The following is a 14,983-nucleotide window of genomic DNA, read 5'->3' as shown; positions in this document are numbered from 1 at the left end:
GTTAACCAGCAATGCGAGGAGTTATTCATGGGTGCGCTCAGAGTTTCCGATATTATGTCAAACCACATTGAACCCATCCGGTGCGGAACACCGCTGACCCGCGTGGTCAAGGCGCTTCTGGAGAATCATATCTCCGGGCTGCCGGTGGTCGATGCGAACCGCCATTTGCTGGGTTTTGTTTCCGAGCAGGATTGCATTCATGCGCTGCTGGTAAGCAACTATCACTGTGAGGGAGATCCGGTTGTGGACGATGTGATGTTCCGCGAACCTTTGCCGATTTCACCGGGCATGGCGATTGTCGACCTTGCGCAGCAGCTCGGCTCCGGCAAGCCGAAAGTGTACCCTGTTGTTGAACACGGAAAACTCATCGGCATCGTAACGCGCACGGCTGTGCTTGCTGAACTTGCCCGCATCGGATGCGGACTCGAGCTTTCGAAGCATACAAGCGCTGACGACTGACCAACCGTATTCTACAGAGGCCACCTTGCTGATTCCGGAAGCCGGTGAGCGATTGCCCCTGCTGAACGATCAAGGCACGTCAGAGCTTGGGCCTTAGCTGAAGGGTTCACCGGATCAGTCCGGGAAGCCCCAGATCCGGCTGAAGTTCATGGATGGCATGATGTCCGGCTCTTCCAGAGCCCGGATATTGTAGACTGGCTCGCTGGTGTCACGTTCCTGGCGGGTGTCGTAGTTGTTGCCCGAGGGATCGAAGACAACCTGAACAAACGGTCCGCGGGCGCGTACTGGCCTGCCCGTTATGACGCCAACCTCGTTGTTTTCGAGTCGCACCAGGGTTCCAGGTGGATATTCTCCCAGCACCTGAAGCAGGGCTTTGGACAGGGCCGGCCGGAAGGTGCCGTCTGCGAGATTGGCGATCAGTTTGCGCGCAGCGGTTACGTTCATTCGCTGGCGATAGGCACGTTTTGTGATCATGGCGACATAGCGTTCGGCCAGTGCGAGTATTTCCGCCTCAGGCCGGATATCTGCGCCGCTCAGTCCTTCCGGATAACCACTGCCGTCTGCCTGCTCATGGTGCTGCGCGATGATGGTAAACAATAGCTCGTTATCAATGCCCACAGCCTTGAGTGCGCGGATGCTCCGTTGTGGGTGCTTGCGAATAACGCTTCTCTGCTCCTTGCTGAGTATCTTGTTGAAGGCATTGAGCTTGTCGGCAACAGGAACCAGGGCGAGGTTTGCGCTCAGGGCAGCTTCTGTCAATAACGGGATGCGGTGCTCTTCGAGCCCGAACTGCCGGGCAATAAGCTGGCAGAGAATGGCGTAAAAAATGATCTGTTCGTGGATGGTAGGCCCGACCGAGTAAAGGTGGATGAGCGCGAGGCTGGAGTCCGGCGCGCGTATACAGGCATGCTCTATAGCGTGCGCCAGGTCCTGCAGGTGTTTGCGGGCTTCCGGTGTGCCATTGGCGATCATTGCGAGCGCTTTTTCAAGCGAATGAAGGTAATCCGGATAGCGGGCAAACGGGTTACATTCAGCTTCATCGTCAGGCGCTTTGGTGCCTTGCTGCGGTACCTCAATAACCCGCGGCTTGAAACGACCACGCTCAAAAAGCTGGTCTAGCTGTGAATCTGTCTGGATCACATATCCCTGACATAGCAGAACGTTGCCCTCGGCGTCATAAACGTCCCATGGCAACGGGCGGCCTATGGTTAATGCGCCGGGGGCTATTCGAACGAGGTTACTCAAAATCCTGCTGATTCCTTGTAGGGCATGTCGGGTTTGAACACAGTAATGACTATAGTAAAGGCATTTGATTTGCCAGAGCTACCGGTCCATGTATCAAAATCACCGCCCCCCTTTTTTTATGACTTTTCAGAGGTATTTTGTTAAAAAACGTAGGATATGACGCTTATTGCGCCGCACTGAATTATGCTTCAGTAGTAACTTCTGCTTGGCGGGAAGATAACAGACATGCTAAAGCGTCTCAAAACCGATTTTCGGTTGTCGATCATTACTCTTTTGGGTGCCAGTGCATTGCTGGGAATCACCCCATTTGCGGTCATGCGCTTTTTGCAGGGTGAGCTTGTCGCCGGGGGCATAGACACAGCGATTCTGCTGAGCATATCGGGTGGTATGATTTACGCCTGGGTAACCGGAGATACACGCCGTAGTGGTATGGTTCTGGCCATCGTTGCGTGTTTTGGCGCTGTTATGGTGGCAGCGGTTGTAGGTGAGGTAGGATTGTTCTGGCTGTATCCTTGCCTGGTCACTACGTTTTTTCTGGCCAGCCCGCGTATTGCCGGATTTCTCAACCTTGCCTCGATTTTGGCCATGATAGGTCTGGGCGACGTTTTTCAATCGGATGTTCAGATGTGGTCGTTTAGTGCAACCGCAGTAGTGGTCAGTGCGGCGGCCTTCGTGTTTGCGCAACGTAACGACACTCAGCGCCATAGTCTGGAACATTTGGCGACCATTGACCCTCTGACCGGCGTGAAAAACCGACGATCCATGGACGAAGAGCTCAATCTGGCGTCAGCCCAGGTTGAGCGCACTGGCTTGTCTTATGCGCTGGTGATGCTGGATATTGATCACTTCAAGAAGGTCAACGATGAGTACGGCCATGGCGTAGGCGATGGAGTGCTCATTGATCTGGCAACACTGATTTTGCACAGCACGCGCAAATCTGACCAGCTTTTCCGTTACGGTGGTGAAGAGTTTGTGCTCTTGCTGCCAGGTGTTGATGGAGCGGGTCTCACAGCGGTGATGAATAATCTCCAGCATACCTTGCGGAAAAAGATTAGGCATCCGGGAGGCGCGATCAGCGCATCGTTCGGCGTCGCGCTGATTAGACCCGGTGAAAGCGTTGAGAGTTGGCTGGAGCGCGCGGATACGGCTCTCTACGAGGCCAAGAAAGCTGGCCGAGACAGGATCGTGTTTTCGAATAGCATGCCAGCGGCCGAAGCGGAGTTGTCTGTTGGCAGTCCCGAGTCAGCCAGTTAGGTGCCCGCTGGTTTTCGGGCGATATCGAAACAGCCTCCATCCCAGCAATGCACTTGCTGATGCCAAACCCCCGGTCAGCCCTATCCAGAACCCTGCAGCTCCCATAGCCGAAGCAATCACATCGGTAAACGTCAGAATATAGCCCAGCGGTAACCCCACACCCCAGAATGAGAACAGCATGATCAGCAAGGGGATTCCCGTATCCTTATAGCCTCTCAGGGCGCTTATGCAGGTCACCTGGATAACATCTGCCACCTGGAAGATTGCCGCAAACATCAACAATCGAATGGTCACCGCCTGAACATCCACATCGCTGGTGTAAAGGGCCGCAATGCCTTGTGAGAAAACAAACAGGATAATGGCGAAAACCAGAGCCGTAGAAGCCGCAAGAATCAGAGAGCTGCGGGAAATCAAACGTGCTGTATCTGGCGCGCCTGCTCCGATAAGAAAACTGACTCTCAATGTCAGCGCCATGCCAATACTCAGCGGCAGCATGAACAGCAGAGACACCACGTTCAGTGCAATCTGGTGCCCTGCAACAATAATAGGGCCCAGTGGTGCGAGAAACAGTGCGATCACAGAGAACACGCTGGCTTCTACAAAAATCGTGAATCCGATAGGTATGCCAATGCCCAGGATGTAGCGAATCAGGGTGGCATTGGGCTTTGTCCAGTCTGCAATGAGGTGGAATTTTTTGTAGAGCTGGCTCCGGTTCAGGTAGGTCAGCAGCGCTATTGCGGCGACCCCGTTGGAAATCGAAGTTGCCCAGCCACAGCCAATGCCGCCCATGGCAGGCAGCCCGAGCTTGCCGTAAATGAAGATATAATTCAGGGGCAGGTTAATCAGAGTGCTCAGCACCGAGAACGCCATAATTACGCGGGTGTGCCCCAGCCCATCCGTCAGCCCGCGAAGAGCAGTCATCAGCAGCAGGGCAGGAATGCCCCATGCGAAAGCGTTCAGGTAGCCCTGGGTTATGCTTGCGGTAGTGGCCTCGAGCTTCAGCCCTTCCAGAATCGGATGCACGTTTGTCAGCAACAGGATCATGACAACAGAACCAACACCGGCGATATATAAGCCTTGCCAGGTAGCCGGCATTATTTTTTCCGGCGTGCGGGCGCCGTTGTAACCTGAAATAATCGGCTGCAGTGCTCCGAGCATGCCCATGAAAAACAGAAACAACGGCATCCAGAGGCTGCTGCCAATTCCCACACCCGCCAGGTCTTCAGCGCTGGCATGGCCGGCCATGACGGTATCGATAACGCCATTGGCCATCTGGGCAATCTGTGCAATCAGAATCGGCCCGCCGAGTATCGCCAGAGTCTTCCATTCGGTCAGTGTCCGCGAGACGAGAGGCTTGCGAACTTCTGGCAGTGGCTGATGTATGTCATCCATAGAGTGCTGTTCCGAAGGGCCTGAGCGGATAGCCATCAAGGCCAGGATTCGCGGGCGCATATTTTACTTGATCTTCGCGATGTGCATCATAGGGGTTTGCCGTGAAAAGGCGCTGAAAATGGGCTTGAAACCCGCTAAAGTGGGCGCCCGCACACTCATACGGATAGCAATTATTATGGGACTCCTGGTTTTCGTCACGATACTCTGGGCTTTTTCCTTTAGCCTGATTGGCGAATTTCTCGCCGGCCAGGTAGACAGCGATTTTGCGGTGCTCAGCCGTGTGTTACTGGCAATGTTGATATTCCTGCCGTTTACCCGCTGGCGAGGCGTGCCCGGAGGCTTGAAGCTGGGTGTGCTGATAACCGGCATGCTGCAGTTTGGCATCACCTATCTTTGTCTGTACCGCTCGTTCAGCTATCTGACGGTTCCCGAAGTACTGCTGTTCACCATATTTACCCCCCTGTACGTAACCCTGATTGATGACGCCCTGTCTCGCCGGTTTTCCCCTATTGCTCTGATTGCGGCTGCAATAGCGACGTTCGGTGCCGGCATCATCCGCTACGACGGGCTTAGCGAAGACTTCATTACCGGCTTCCTGTTGCTGCAGGTTGCAAATTTCACCTTTGCTGCGGGCCAGGTGGGCTACAAACATGTCATGCAGCGCTTTCCGGTTGATATTCCCGCGTACCGTACCTTCGGTTACTTCTTTATAGGTGCGCTGATTATCGCCCTGCCTGCGTTCATGGTATTCGGAAACGCCGAACGCCTGCCCACCACCGCCTTACAATGGGGCATTCTGACGTGGCTGGGGCTGGCAGCTTCCGGGCTTGGCCTGTTCCTCTGGAATCGAGGAGCCTGCCGAGTCGATGCAGGTACCCTCGCTATCATGAACAATGTTCTGGTGCCCGCCGGATTGTTGGTAAACCTGCTCATCTGGAATCGCGATGCGGATTTGCTGAGGCTTGCAGTCGGTGGGGGCATTATTGCCCTGTCGCTGTGGATCAATGCACGCCTGCATCCCCGGGCCCGGCTGGTTGGAGTAGCGTAGAAGCTGGGCATCAGCCATGGGCAGGGGGCGCAGAGATATAACCTGTTACTTAGCTTTACTTTTGGTGGATATCAATAAAGGAAGCGAGTCTATATTGTGTGCGGCAAACCTGTATTTCCATGCGCACAACGAGTGACAAACAACGATATGCGAACAAATCTCCCCGTAACCCAGCGTGAAGTTAAAATGCGCAAGGGCGGCAGGCTTATTACTACTACTGATCTCAAGGGTGTTATCACATACTGCAATGATGAGTTCACCGAGATCAGTGGCTTCCCGGAAGATGAATTGATTGGACAGGCTCACAATATTATTCGTCACCCTGATATGCCGCAGGCGGTATTCAGGGACATGTGGCAGTACCTCGGTGCAGGCAAAGCCTGGATGGGCGTGGTTAAAAACCGTGCAAAGAGTGGTGATCACTACTGGGTGAGCGCTTATGTCACTCCCATCCGGGAAAACGGCCAGATAGTTGGTTACGAATCGGTTCGTGTGGAGCCCGCCCGGGAAGATGTTGCCCGGGCTGAGACACTCTATGCACGCATCTCGGCTGACAAGTCAGCCCTGAACATCCGGAGTCGTATCCTGTTGGTGATGAAATCCGGGTGGCCCCTGGCCCTGTCGCTGGTGCTGAGCCTTGTTGCGCTTGGGTTTGAAAATGACTGGATGGCAGGCGGGCTGATTGTAGCTGGCCATCTATTGGGCGGCGTTCTGTTACTGAAGTCGCTGCGCGGTCGGCTTATGAGTCTAATGGAATTACGCCCGGGCGCTTTCCGCGACCCCCTCGTTGCTCGCACATACAGCGATGAGTCCGGGCTTTTTTCGCAACTGGCACTGCTGCTTATAAGTGAAGACGCACGGATTCGTACGGCCCTTGCCCGGATAGATGATCAAGCTGAGCGGCTTTATGAGCAGGCACGTGCTTCTCACAATTATATCAGTGGTGGTGCGGAAGCCATTGGCCGCCAACGTGCTGAAACGGATCAGACGGCCTCGGCGATCACCGAAATGACGGCCTCCATTCAGGAAGTCACTGAATCCATGCTGGGCAATGCCCGGGAGGCCGAAGAGGCAGACCGCCTTGCGGTAATTGGCAGCGAGCGTAGCTCAGAAGCGCTGGTTGCAATTGAGCAGTTGGTTACTCGTGTGAATGGAGTTGGCAAGGCAATAAGCCGGCTGGGTGAGTCCACCAAGAGCATTGGAGAGGCGGCGAGCCTGATTACCGAGATTGCCGAACAGACCAACCTGCTGGCCTTGAATGCGGCGATTGAAGCGGCCCGCGCGGGTGAGCAGGGGCGCGGTTTTGCTGTCGTAGCCGACGAGGTTCGCTCGCTGGCCCAGCGGACCCGCGAATCTACCGTACGTATCCAGGATGTGATTGACGACTTCCGCCTGCAGGTGGACTCGGCAGTGCAGGCCACCCGGGACGGCGAGGCGGTTGCCGGCCAGGGGCTGGAGAAAGTGCGTGAAGCCGAGAGCTCTCTGCGGGATATCGTAACGTCCATAAGAACGATTTCTGATAGCTTCATCAACATGTCAGCGGCATTTGCGGAGCAGAATCAGGTGTCTGAGGGAATCAATCGTCAGATTATCAATATCGCTGAGCTTGCAGACCAAAGCGAAGAACAGGCGTTTTCTGCCAAACAAAGCAGTGATCGCCTTAGCGCCATGTCCCGGGGGCTGAAGGATCTGGTTTCGAGGTTTCTAGGAAAAAGCGATTAAGTATTTGGACTTTTTACTTGCCGGGCTGGCAGACAGCAGCCGCGGCTCTCTTTGACGATTCCTTAGCCGAAAGCACAGGAACATAACATGACTCAGCACAACCCGGCTTCGAGTAGCGATAGCGGGGCCTCTCGCGGCCTCTGGTCTTCCCGCTTTGCATTCATTCTCGCCGCAACCGGATCTGCCGTTGGCCTCGGCAACATATGGAAATTTCCTTATGTCACGGGCGAGAATGGAGGCGGCGCGTTCGTTCTGGTTTACCTGCTGTGTATTGCTGTGATCGGTATCCCCATCATGATGGCCGAAATATTTGTGGGCCGCAGTGGCCGCCACAACCCGATTGGCAGTATGCGCCTGGTTGCCGAGCGCAACCTCAGCTCGCCGGCGTGGCGTATTTCTGCTGTTATCGGCATGATCGCGGCTTTTGCGATTCTTTCCTTCTATTCCGTTATTGGTGGTTGGGCTGCTTCTTACATCGGCCATGCGGCCATGGGTGATTTCACCAGTGGCACTGCAGATTCAATTGGCGAGCTTTTCAGTGGTTTGCTGGCCAGCCCCAAGCAGCTGTTGGCGTGGCACACTCTGTTTATGGCGTTGGTGATACTGGTGGTATCCCGGGGTTTGACGGGCGGCCTGGAGCGTGCAGTCACAATTCTGATGCCGGCGCTTTTTGTGCTGCTGCTTATTGCGGTGGGCTACGCCACCACCACAGGCCACTTCGATGAGGCTGCAAGTTTTCTGTTTACGCCAAACTTCGGGGCGCTGACCATCAATGGCGTGCTGATTGCGCTGGGCCATGCGTTTTTCACGCTGAGCCTGGGTATGGCCATCATGATGGCGTATGGCTCCTACCTTGGGCGTGATGTGCCTGTGGGGCGCACGGCGGTGAGCATTGCGTTAATGGATACCGTTGTTGCGTTGCTTGCCGGGTTGGCAATTTTCCCGGTGGTTTTTGCCAACGGTCTTGAGGCCAGTGCTGGCCCCGGTCTGATTTTCCAGACCTTGCCACTGGCGTTCGGAAACATGCCCATGGGCGGCCTGTTTGGCACGCTGTTCTTTGTATTGTTGCTGTTCGCCGCCTGGACATCGGGCATCTCTTTGCTGGAGCCCGTGGTTGAGTGGGTGGAAGAAAACACCAACATGGAGCGCGTGGGCAGTGCCATTGTGGTTGGCCTGCTGTGTTGGCTTTTGGGCATTGCGTCCATTCTGTCGCTGAACGTATGGGCGGATTTTGCGCCCCTCGATATGTTCGAGCGATTTGAAGGCAAGACGATTTTCGACCTGTTGGACTTCTTTACGGCCAACATCCTGTTGCCCTTGTCCGGCTTGTTGACGGCGATCTTTGTGGGCTGGTTTGTTGCCAAGGAATCCCTGAAAGCTGATGTGAACCTGAGCCGTGGTGCGTTTGCCTTGTGGCTGACTCTGCTGCGCTATGTGTCGCCTGTGGCGGTTGTGATTGTGTTTGTTTACAACCTGACGGCGTAATCGCACAGGCAAACAGAGAGCCCGGAAGGCAGCGATGCCTTCCGGGCTTTTTTGTAAAGAGGCGTCAGTTTTCGTCATCCCGAGGGCAGCTTCCATCGAGGCCCGTGTGACAGATTCGTGAAGTTTTCGCGTTAGACTGCAGAAAAGGAAACACAGCAGATGGGCTGTTCGCACAGCCCGGACAACCGAGCCGGAGCACCATGACACGAACGGTACTGATTATTGAGGACAACCCCGGGATTGGCGAGCTGGTCAGCATGCAGATCAAGGATCTTGGCATGCAGCCGGTTCTGGTAGATCGTGGGGACGACGGCCTTGAGCGGTTTAAAAAGAGCGGTATAGATCTGGTTGTTCTCGACCTGATGCTGCCGGGGCTCGATGGGCTTTCGGTGTGCCGGGAAATCCGTGCGGTCCCGGGCTATGTTCCGGTGCTGATGCTGACCGCAAAAAGCACCGAGCTGGACCGGGTGCTTGGTCTGGAAATGGGCGCAGATGACTACCTGACCAAACCGTTCAGCGTGGCGGAACTTGCTGCCCGTATCAAAGCCCTCTTCCGTCGGGTGGACGCGCTTTCTTCACGCAATTCTGAACAAGCGAAAGCTGAGGAAGTGGAAGTGGACGGGCTCCGAATAGACCCAGTGCGACGCCGCGTATTTGTTCGTGGTAGCGAAGCGGAACTCACAGCCCGTGAGTTCGATCTGCTCTGGCATTTTGCCTGCCATCGCGGGCGCGTATTTAGCCGCGCGCAGTTGCTGGACGCTGTATGGGGGTACAATCACGATGGCTACGAGCACACCGTGAATACCCACATCAACCGTTTACGCAACAAGATTGAAACCAATCCGGCCGAGCCCCGTTACGTGCAAACGGTGTGGGGCGTCGGTTACCGGTTTCTGGACTGAACCATGAGCCGACCCCGGACCCGATCCCTGTTTCAAACCCTGTATGCGCGCCTGGCCCTTGGCCTGTTTCTGTTGTTGGTGATTGTGGGCGGGCTGTTTACCGTGCTGAGTCTCTACTCAGTGCGCGAATACAGCGCGGCGGTGAACCAGGCGCTTAATCGTGACCTGGCCAGCCATTTGGTTTCCGATCGCAATCTGGTTACCGATGGCAGGATTAACCACAGTGAGCTGGAGCGGCTGTTTGATCTCTACATGAGCATCAATCCCAGCATCGAGATTTATCTGCTGGATCAGGAAGGGCGCATTCTTTCCTATTCCGCCAACCCGGCCAAAATCAAGCTTAAGCATGTATCCCTGGAGCCAGTTCGCAGGCTGCTGGAAAACCCGGATGCCTATCCATTACAGGGCGACGACCCGCGCAGCCATGATCGCCGCAAAGTGTTCTCGGTAACACCGGTACCCAGCGCTGAGAACCCTACGGGCTATCTCTACGTCGTGCTCAGAGGTGAGGAATACGATTTTGCCGAAAGCATGGTGCACAGTGAGCGCTTGTTGCAGATGGGCGGCGGCGCCTTGGCCATCAGCCTTTTCGTGGGGCTGCTGGCGGGCCTGGTGTTTTTTCGGCTGTTGACACGAAGGCTGTCGCGGTTGACTGCTCGGGTGGAAGCCTTCGAAGCGGAAGCAAAGGGTGTTGTAACCACTGGCGGCGCAGACGAAACCGGTGTTCCCGGGGACGATGTGGACTATCTGGCAGCCCGGTTCGATCAGATGGCTGCCCGCATCGCCGCTCAGCTGGAGCTGCTGAAAGACAAGGATCGCCAGCGCCGTCAATTGGTGGCTCAGGTATCACACGATTTGCGCACACCGCTGGCGTCTATTCAGGGCTACCTGGAAACGCTGGGGATGAAACAGCAGGAGCTCAATACCGACGAACGCCGGCGTTTTCTGAATGTGGCACTGGCCGAAACCCTTCGCCTCAGCAAGCTTGTTGACGAACTGTTTGAACTGGCAGCACTGGACGCCCGTGAGCGACAGCCCTTTGCGGAGCCGTTCATGCCCGCAGAACTGTTGCACGATGTGGTGCAAAAGCACAGGCCGAAAGCAGAACAGGCGGGCGTTGCCCTGAGCATTACCCGCGCACAACCGGCGATGGTGTATGCAGATATCGCGATGACCGAGCGGGTGCTCGATAATCTGATTGGTAACGCTGTAGATCACTCACCGAAGGGTGCCGAAGTAAAACTGAGCGTTACGGTGGACAACGAAGGCGTTGAAATCTGTGTTCTGGACGCCGGAGAAGGTATCAGCCCGCAGGATATTGATCATGTATTTGATCCGTTTTATCAGGCGCCGGGTGCCATCCGCAGCGGACATGCCGGGCTGGGCCTTGCTATCGCGCGCCGCATGGCAGAATTGCAGCAGGGACGGGTCTCCGTAGAAAGCCAGCCCGGGGCTGGCGCAGCGTTCCGTTTCTGGTTGCCGCTGGTTGATGCCACGGCAAAAGAATCCACAGCGTTATAGATTCGTAAGAATTAAGGAACGTTTTGGTGAAGTCACGGCGATAGGATGGCTTACGATATTACTCGCAGGAGAGTTGTTATGAACCGAAAAATACTCGCTATGGTCACCGCGTTGTTCATTGCGGTCATCGGCGCCTTATACGCCGCCGTTGCCACGGCCGAAAAGACAACGGCCAATGCCAACGAATACGCGCCGTCAGATCCGGGCCTGAAGGTCGCTACCTTTGCCGGTGGCTGCTTCTGGTGCGTTGAGGCCGGTTACGAGAAGATCCCCGGCGTCGTCGAGGCCGTTTCTGGCTACGCTGGCGGAGACGAGCGCAATCCGACCTATCAGCAGGTTGCTTCGGGCCGTACCGGGCACACCGAGGCGGTGCAGGTTTATTATGATCCTGATGTGATTACCTACGAAGGCTTGCTGCAAGGCCTTTGGAGAATGATGAACCCGACGGATGCCAAGGGTCAGTTTGTTGATCGCGGACAGCAGTATCGCCCCGCAATTTTCTACCACAACGCCGAGCAGAAACGTTTGGCAGAAACCGCGAAACAAGAGCTGCAGGCATCAGGTGTTTACAAGAACCCGGTGGTGATCGAAATTACCCCGCTGAAAGCCTTTTATGCGGCTGAGAAGTATCACCAGGATTATTACAAAAAGAATCCGGTGCGCTACAACCTTTACACCTTCAACTCAGGCCGGTATCAGTTTATCGAAGACGTGTATGGAAAAGACTACGAGCTGGACTTCAGTCAGTTCAAACCAGAGGCCACGGCCGCTGGTAGCGCTGAGAAGACTGCGGCAAAAAGCGCCGGGATGAAAGGCTTTGATCCGCAAACGTTCGTCAAGCCGGGTTCGGAGACCCTGAAGCAGCGTCTGACCAGTACGCAGTACGAAATAACCCAGAATGACGGTACAGAACGGGCGTTCAGCAATCCGTATTGGGACAACAAGCAGCCAGGAATCTATGTGGATGTTGTCTCAGGTGAGCCCTTGTTTTCCTCCCGTGACAAGTACAAGTCCGGAACAGGCTGGCCGAGCTTTACTCGCCCACTGAGCCCGGACATGGTTGTAGAAAAGGAAGACAACGGCTTCTTCATGAAACGTACCGAGATTCGCAGCCGCTTTGCTGATTCGCATCTCGGGCACGTATTCAACGATGGCCCGGCCCCTACAGGCTTGCGTTACTGCATGAACTCAGCCGCGCTGAAGTTTATCCCGTTGGAAGAAATGGCTGACGCCGGTTACGGCGACTGGATGGCAGAAGTGAAGGCGTCGCAGTAAGGCTTGGAAGAGTAAACTTTTGCCTCAAAGCCAAAGATCACCAATGGGTGTTTGCGGGCTGAAATGATGCTGTATCTGGGCCTGCAGCAGCTCCGCAGTGGCAATGGCATCAATCAGAGCGTTATGGGCCGCATAGTGTGGCAGTCCGTAGCGCGTTCTGCTGTCTGCGAGGCGGATGGACAGCGGTTTCTCCCCCACCAGGCGTTTCAAAAAGGAAGGCTGTCGGTCCGGGTGTAAGTGCGCCTCAATGGCCATGGTGTCGACGACCGGAAAGCGAATACCTTCATCAAGACGATATTGCAGCGCCACATTCAGGAAAGGCCGCTCAATATGCCTGAAGTGTACCACCGGAATGCGGCCATTCAGGCTGGCGAAGACCTCCTCGAGTATTTCTGACAGGTCCGGAGCGTTGTATATGTCGGCGTGGGTGATGCCATGGAAGGTAACCGACATCTGGTGCAGCGGCAGCTTCGGGCGCACGACCCAGTGCCTTGCCTGGCTAAGCTGAATGGCATCGAGAGTAAAGGGCACCAGCCCGATACTCACAATAGAATGTTCATCCGCCTCCAAACCGGTCGTCTCAAAGTCCAGTGCCACCATGGGAACCTCGGACACAGGTGTATCCGGTGGGGCGCAGCCGGCTTCGTAAAAGGCTTTCAATACGGGCGCTTTGGCACTGTTTGCCAGCGCCTCGTATTGCTCCGGCCAAGGCAGGCGTTTGGCATCGTCGAGCATGAATGGGGTCTCAGACATGCCGGGTCGCCTGTGAGGTATAACGGAACCTCAAAAACTTCTGGGCGTTGCTGACAACCTGGAAAGCGTCCTTTAGATGGCTGCGTTCAAACGGCGACAAGTCCTCTGGCCGCACGTTGTTATCCGGCTCTCCTCCAGCCTCAAGAGTCAGCGCCTGGTGGCGGATACGCACAATGGAAATGAATTCCAGCGCGTCTCTCAGGTTGCTCAAGTCGTCTTCAAGGATAAGCTTGGTCTTACCAATGCTGTTCAAGCGCTCAAAAGAGTTCTGTGCCCGCGAGCCGCAGGCCAGCGCGTGAATCCGGATCAGATCAGAAAGCGGGGCTGTACCCCGGCGTTTCAGGTTGAACGTTTTTTGATGCTTGCCGTCTTCCTCAAGCACAAAGGTGCGGAAGAAACCGAGAGGGGGTGTCCGGTTAAGCGCGTTGCGCGCCATCAACGTCAGAAATAGCTGGCTGTTGCTGGCTTTTTCTGTGATCAGGGATTTGAGCTCTTCCGCAAATTCCGTGCGGCCGAATATACCGTCCAGGTCAAAGAAGATATTGCTGTTCAGAAGAGATTCCGCCTTCGGGTTTTCAATCCAGTCGGTAAAGTAACTTCGCCAAACCTTTAAAGGTTGGCGCCATTTCGGGTTGGTGGCCATAATGTCGCCGGTGCAGTAGGTGTAGCCACATTCTGCCAGACCGTCGGATACAAACTTCGCCAACGCCAAAAAGTATTCATCGTGCTCTTCCGGTACAAAACTGTCGTCCAGAATCATGGCGTTGTCCTGGTCTGTTACCACCAGTTGCTCGTCCCGCGCCATGGAACCGAGGGCCATGAAACAGTAAGGCACTGGCGGCGGACCCAGTTCTTCTTCTCCCAGTTCCAGCAGGCGTTGGGTGAAGCTGCGGCCAATGCCGGCCATGGCACTGCCAATCATGTGTGAGTTGGCGTCTTCATTGACCATGCGCACAAAGCTGTCGCGGACATCGAGGCTGATCTTTTTCAGACCTCTTACATGCTGCTGATGGAAAATATTGCTCACCAGGTACAGGCTGCTCTGGCTTTCATACCGCACAATATCTGCAAGCGCGATTACGCCCCGGACTTCATGGCCGTCCATCACCGGAAGGTGGTGCACATTGTTATGCAGCATGGTGAGCATGGCTTCGAAGATGTAGCTGCTGGCACGTATGGTGATCAGCCCTTCGGTCATGATTTCGCTGATGGGCGTTTCTGAGGGCAGCGCTTCGTTTACTGCCCGGGTGCGCAGGTCACGGTCGGTGATAATGCCTGTAAGGCGCTCATTGTCGCCTTCGCCGTCCATCAGCAATAGAGCGGATACGCCGTTATCTGTCATGATGCGTGCGGCTTCCTGCAAGCGCACGGTCGTGGGTGCCGAGACTGTTTTCCGGGAAATCAGGCGGCTCACGCGGGATGTCATCAGGGTGTTGGATTTTTCCCGGCGAGAGACTGCAGAGCGTAAACGGCTGCGATCTTCTATCTCAACAAAGTCGGCAAAGTTCTCGTCGTTTTCAAACAGGTAATGAAAGGTTTCGGCCGGAATGCGATACAGCAGGCTGTCTTCCAGCGCCCTGGCTGGAAACCTTACCTGGCCTCGAATCAACAGGCCAAACTGGCCGAAAATACAGCCTTCACCGATGCGGTTATAGAGCTCGCCGGAACGGCGGTAAATTTCCACAGCACCGCTGCGGATATAATACATGCGTGTGCTGATTTGCCCGGTTTCCGTTATCTGGGTTCCCGCTCGCACATAACTGATTTCAATACTGGCGGTGAGCTGATTGACCAGTTCCTCGGGCATGTCATCAAACGGGGCATGCTGGATAAGATGGTTACGGATGTCGATCAGTTCAGCCTGCATGCTGTCTCCCGGGTGGAATGGATAATGCCTGCGCAAAACTATAGCAGAAACCCGGGGTTG

12 protein-coding genes are annotated in these 14,983 nt (G+C 55.3%); 8 read left to right on the top strand and 4 right to left on the bottom strand.

Annotated elements, in window-relative coordinates:
* Positions 1-27: 27 nt before the first annotated feature.
* Positions 28-459 carry a CBS domain-containing protein gene (locus ACN0V1_RS01935; RefSeq protein WP_291947898.1) on the top strand — a complete coding sequence of 144 codons (432 nt, stop codon included), beginning with the start codon at positions 28-30 and terminating at the stop codon, positions 457-459.
* A 114-nt stretch (positions 460-573) separates the two neighbouring features.
* Here ACN0V1_RS01935 and ACN0V1_RS01930 read toward each other — a convergent pair whose 3' ends face one another.
* Positions 574-1,704, bottom strand: a complete 1,131-nt coding sequence (locus ACN0V1_RS01930; RefSeq protein ID WP_417543363.1) for an HD-GYP domain-containing protein — start codon at positions 1,702-1,704, stop codon at positions 574-576.
* A gap of 225 nt (positions 1,705-1,929) precedes the next feature.
* Here ACN0V1_RS01930 and ACN0V1_RS01925 point away from each other — a divergent pair, with 225 nt between their 5' ends.
* Positions 1,930-2,958, top strand: a complete 1,029-nt coding sequence (locus tag ACN0V1_RS01925; protein ID WP_417543362.1) for a GGDEF domain-containing protein — start codon at positions 1,930-1,932, stop codon at positions 2,956-2,958.
* Here the strand turns inward: ACN0V1_RS01925 and ACN0V1_RS01920 are convergent.
* The gene (locus ACN0V1_RS01920) at positions 2,947-4,350 is read right to left on the bottom strand and encodes an MATE family efflux transporter (RefSeq protein ID WP_417543361.1); all 1,404 of its coding nucleotides are present in this window, start codon (positions 4,348-4,350) and stop codon (positions 2,947-2,949) included. The two genes, ACN0V1_RS01925 and ACN0V1_RS01920, sit on opposite strands and share 12 nt — an antisense overlap.
* A gap of 175 nt (positions 4,351-4,525) precedes the next feature.
* Between ACN0V1_RS01920 and ACN0V1_RS01915 the strand changes: the two genes are divergently transcribed.
* From ACN0V1_RS01915 to msrB, 6 genes are all read left to right on the top strand, one after another.
* The gene (locus ACN0V1_RS01915) at positions 4,526-5,398 is read left to right on the top strand and encodes a carboxylate/amino acid/amine transporter (RefSeq protein WP_417543360.1); all 873 of its coding nucleotides are present in this window, start codon (positions 4,526-4,528) and stop codon (positions 5,396-5,398) included.
* A gap of 147 nt (positions 5,399-5,545) precedes the next feature.
* On the top strand, positions 5,546-7,120 hold the full coding sequence (locus tag ACN0V1_RS01910; protein WP_417543359.1) for a PAS domain-containing methyl-accepting chemotaxis protein: 1,575 nt from the start codon (positions 5,546-5,548) through the stop codon (positions 7,118-7,120).
* 87 nt (positions 7,121-7,207) lie between these two features.
* A complete protein-coding gene (locus tag ACN0V1_RS01905) occupies positions 7,208-8,605 on the top strand; it encodes a sodium-dependent transporter (protein ID WP_417543358.1) in 1,398 nt (465 codons plus the stop codon).
* Positions 8,606-8,805: 200 nt separating this feature from the next.
* Entirely contained in the window at positions 8,806-9,507 is a 702-nt protein-coding gene (locus tag ACN0V1_RS01900) for a response regulator transcription factor (protein WP_417543357.1), read from the top strand.
* 3 nt (positions 9,508-9,510) lie between these two features.
* Positions 9,511-11,028, top strand: a complete 1,518-nt coding sequence (locus tag ACN0V1_RS01895) for an ATP-binding protein (RefSeq protein WP_417543356.1) — start codon at positions 9,511-9,513, stop codon at positions 11,026-11,028.
* 78 nt (positions 11,029-11,106) lie between these two features.
* The gene (gene msrB / locus ACN0V1_RS01890; protein ID WP_417543355.1) at positions 11,107-12,303 is read left to right on the top strand and encodes a peptide-methionine (R)-S-oxide reductase MsrB; all 1,197 of its coding nucleotides are present in this window, start codon (positions 11,107-11,109) and stop codon (positions 12,301-12,303) included.
* 24 nt (positions 12,304-12,327) lie between these two features.
* Here the strand turns inward: msrB and ACN0V1_RS01885 are convergent, their stop codons facing one another.
* Positions 12,328-13,056: a 3'-5' exonuclease gene (locus ACN0V1_RS01885; RefSeq protein WP_417543354.1), complete on the bottom strand. Its 729-nt coding sequence runs from the start codon at positions 13,054-13,056 to the stop codon at positions 12,328-12,330.
* Entirely contained in the window at positions 13,049-14,923 is a 1,875-nt protein-coding gene (locus tag ACN0V1_RS01880; RefSeq protein WP_417543353.1) for a DUF294 nucleotidyltransferase-like domain-containing protein, read from the bottom strand. Before ACN0V1_RS01880 ends, ACN0V1_RS01885 begins: the two co-directional genes overlap by 8 nt.
* Between the last annotated feature and the right edge of the window lie 60 nt (positions 14,924-14,983).

The sequence above is a fragment of the Marinobacter sp. genome, assembly GCF_048266785.1.
Taxonomy (GTDB): domain Bacteria; phylum Pseudomonadota; class Gammaproteobacteria; order Pseudomonadales; family Oleiphilaceae; genus Marinobacter.
Note: the sequence above shows the minus strand (reverse complement) of the source record. Positions and strands in the feature narration are given on the sequence as shown.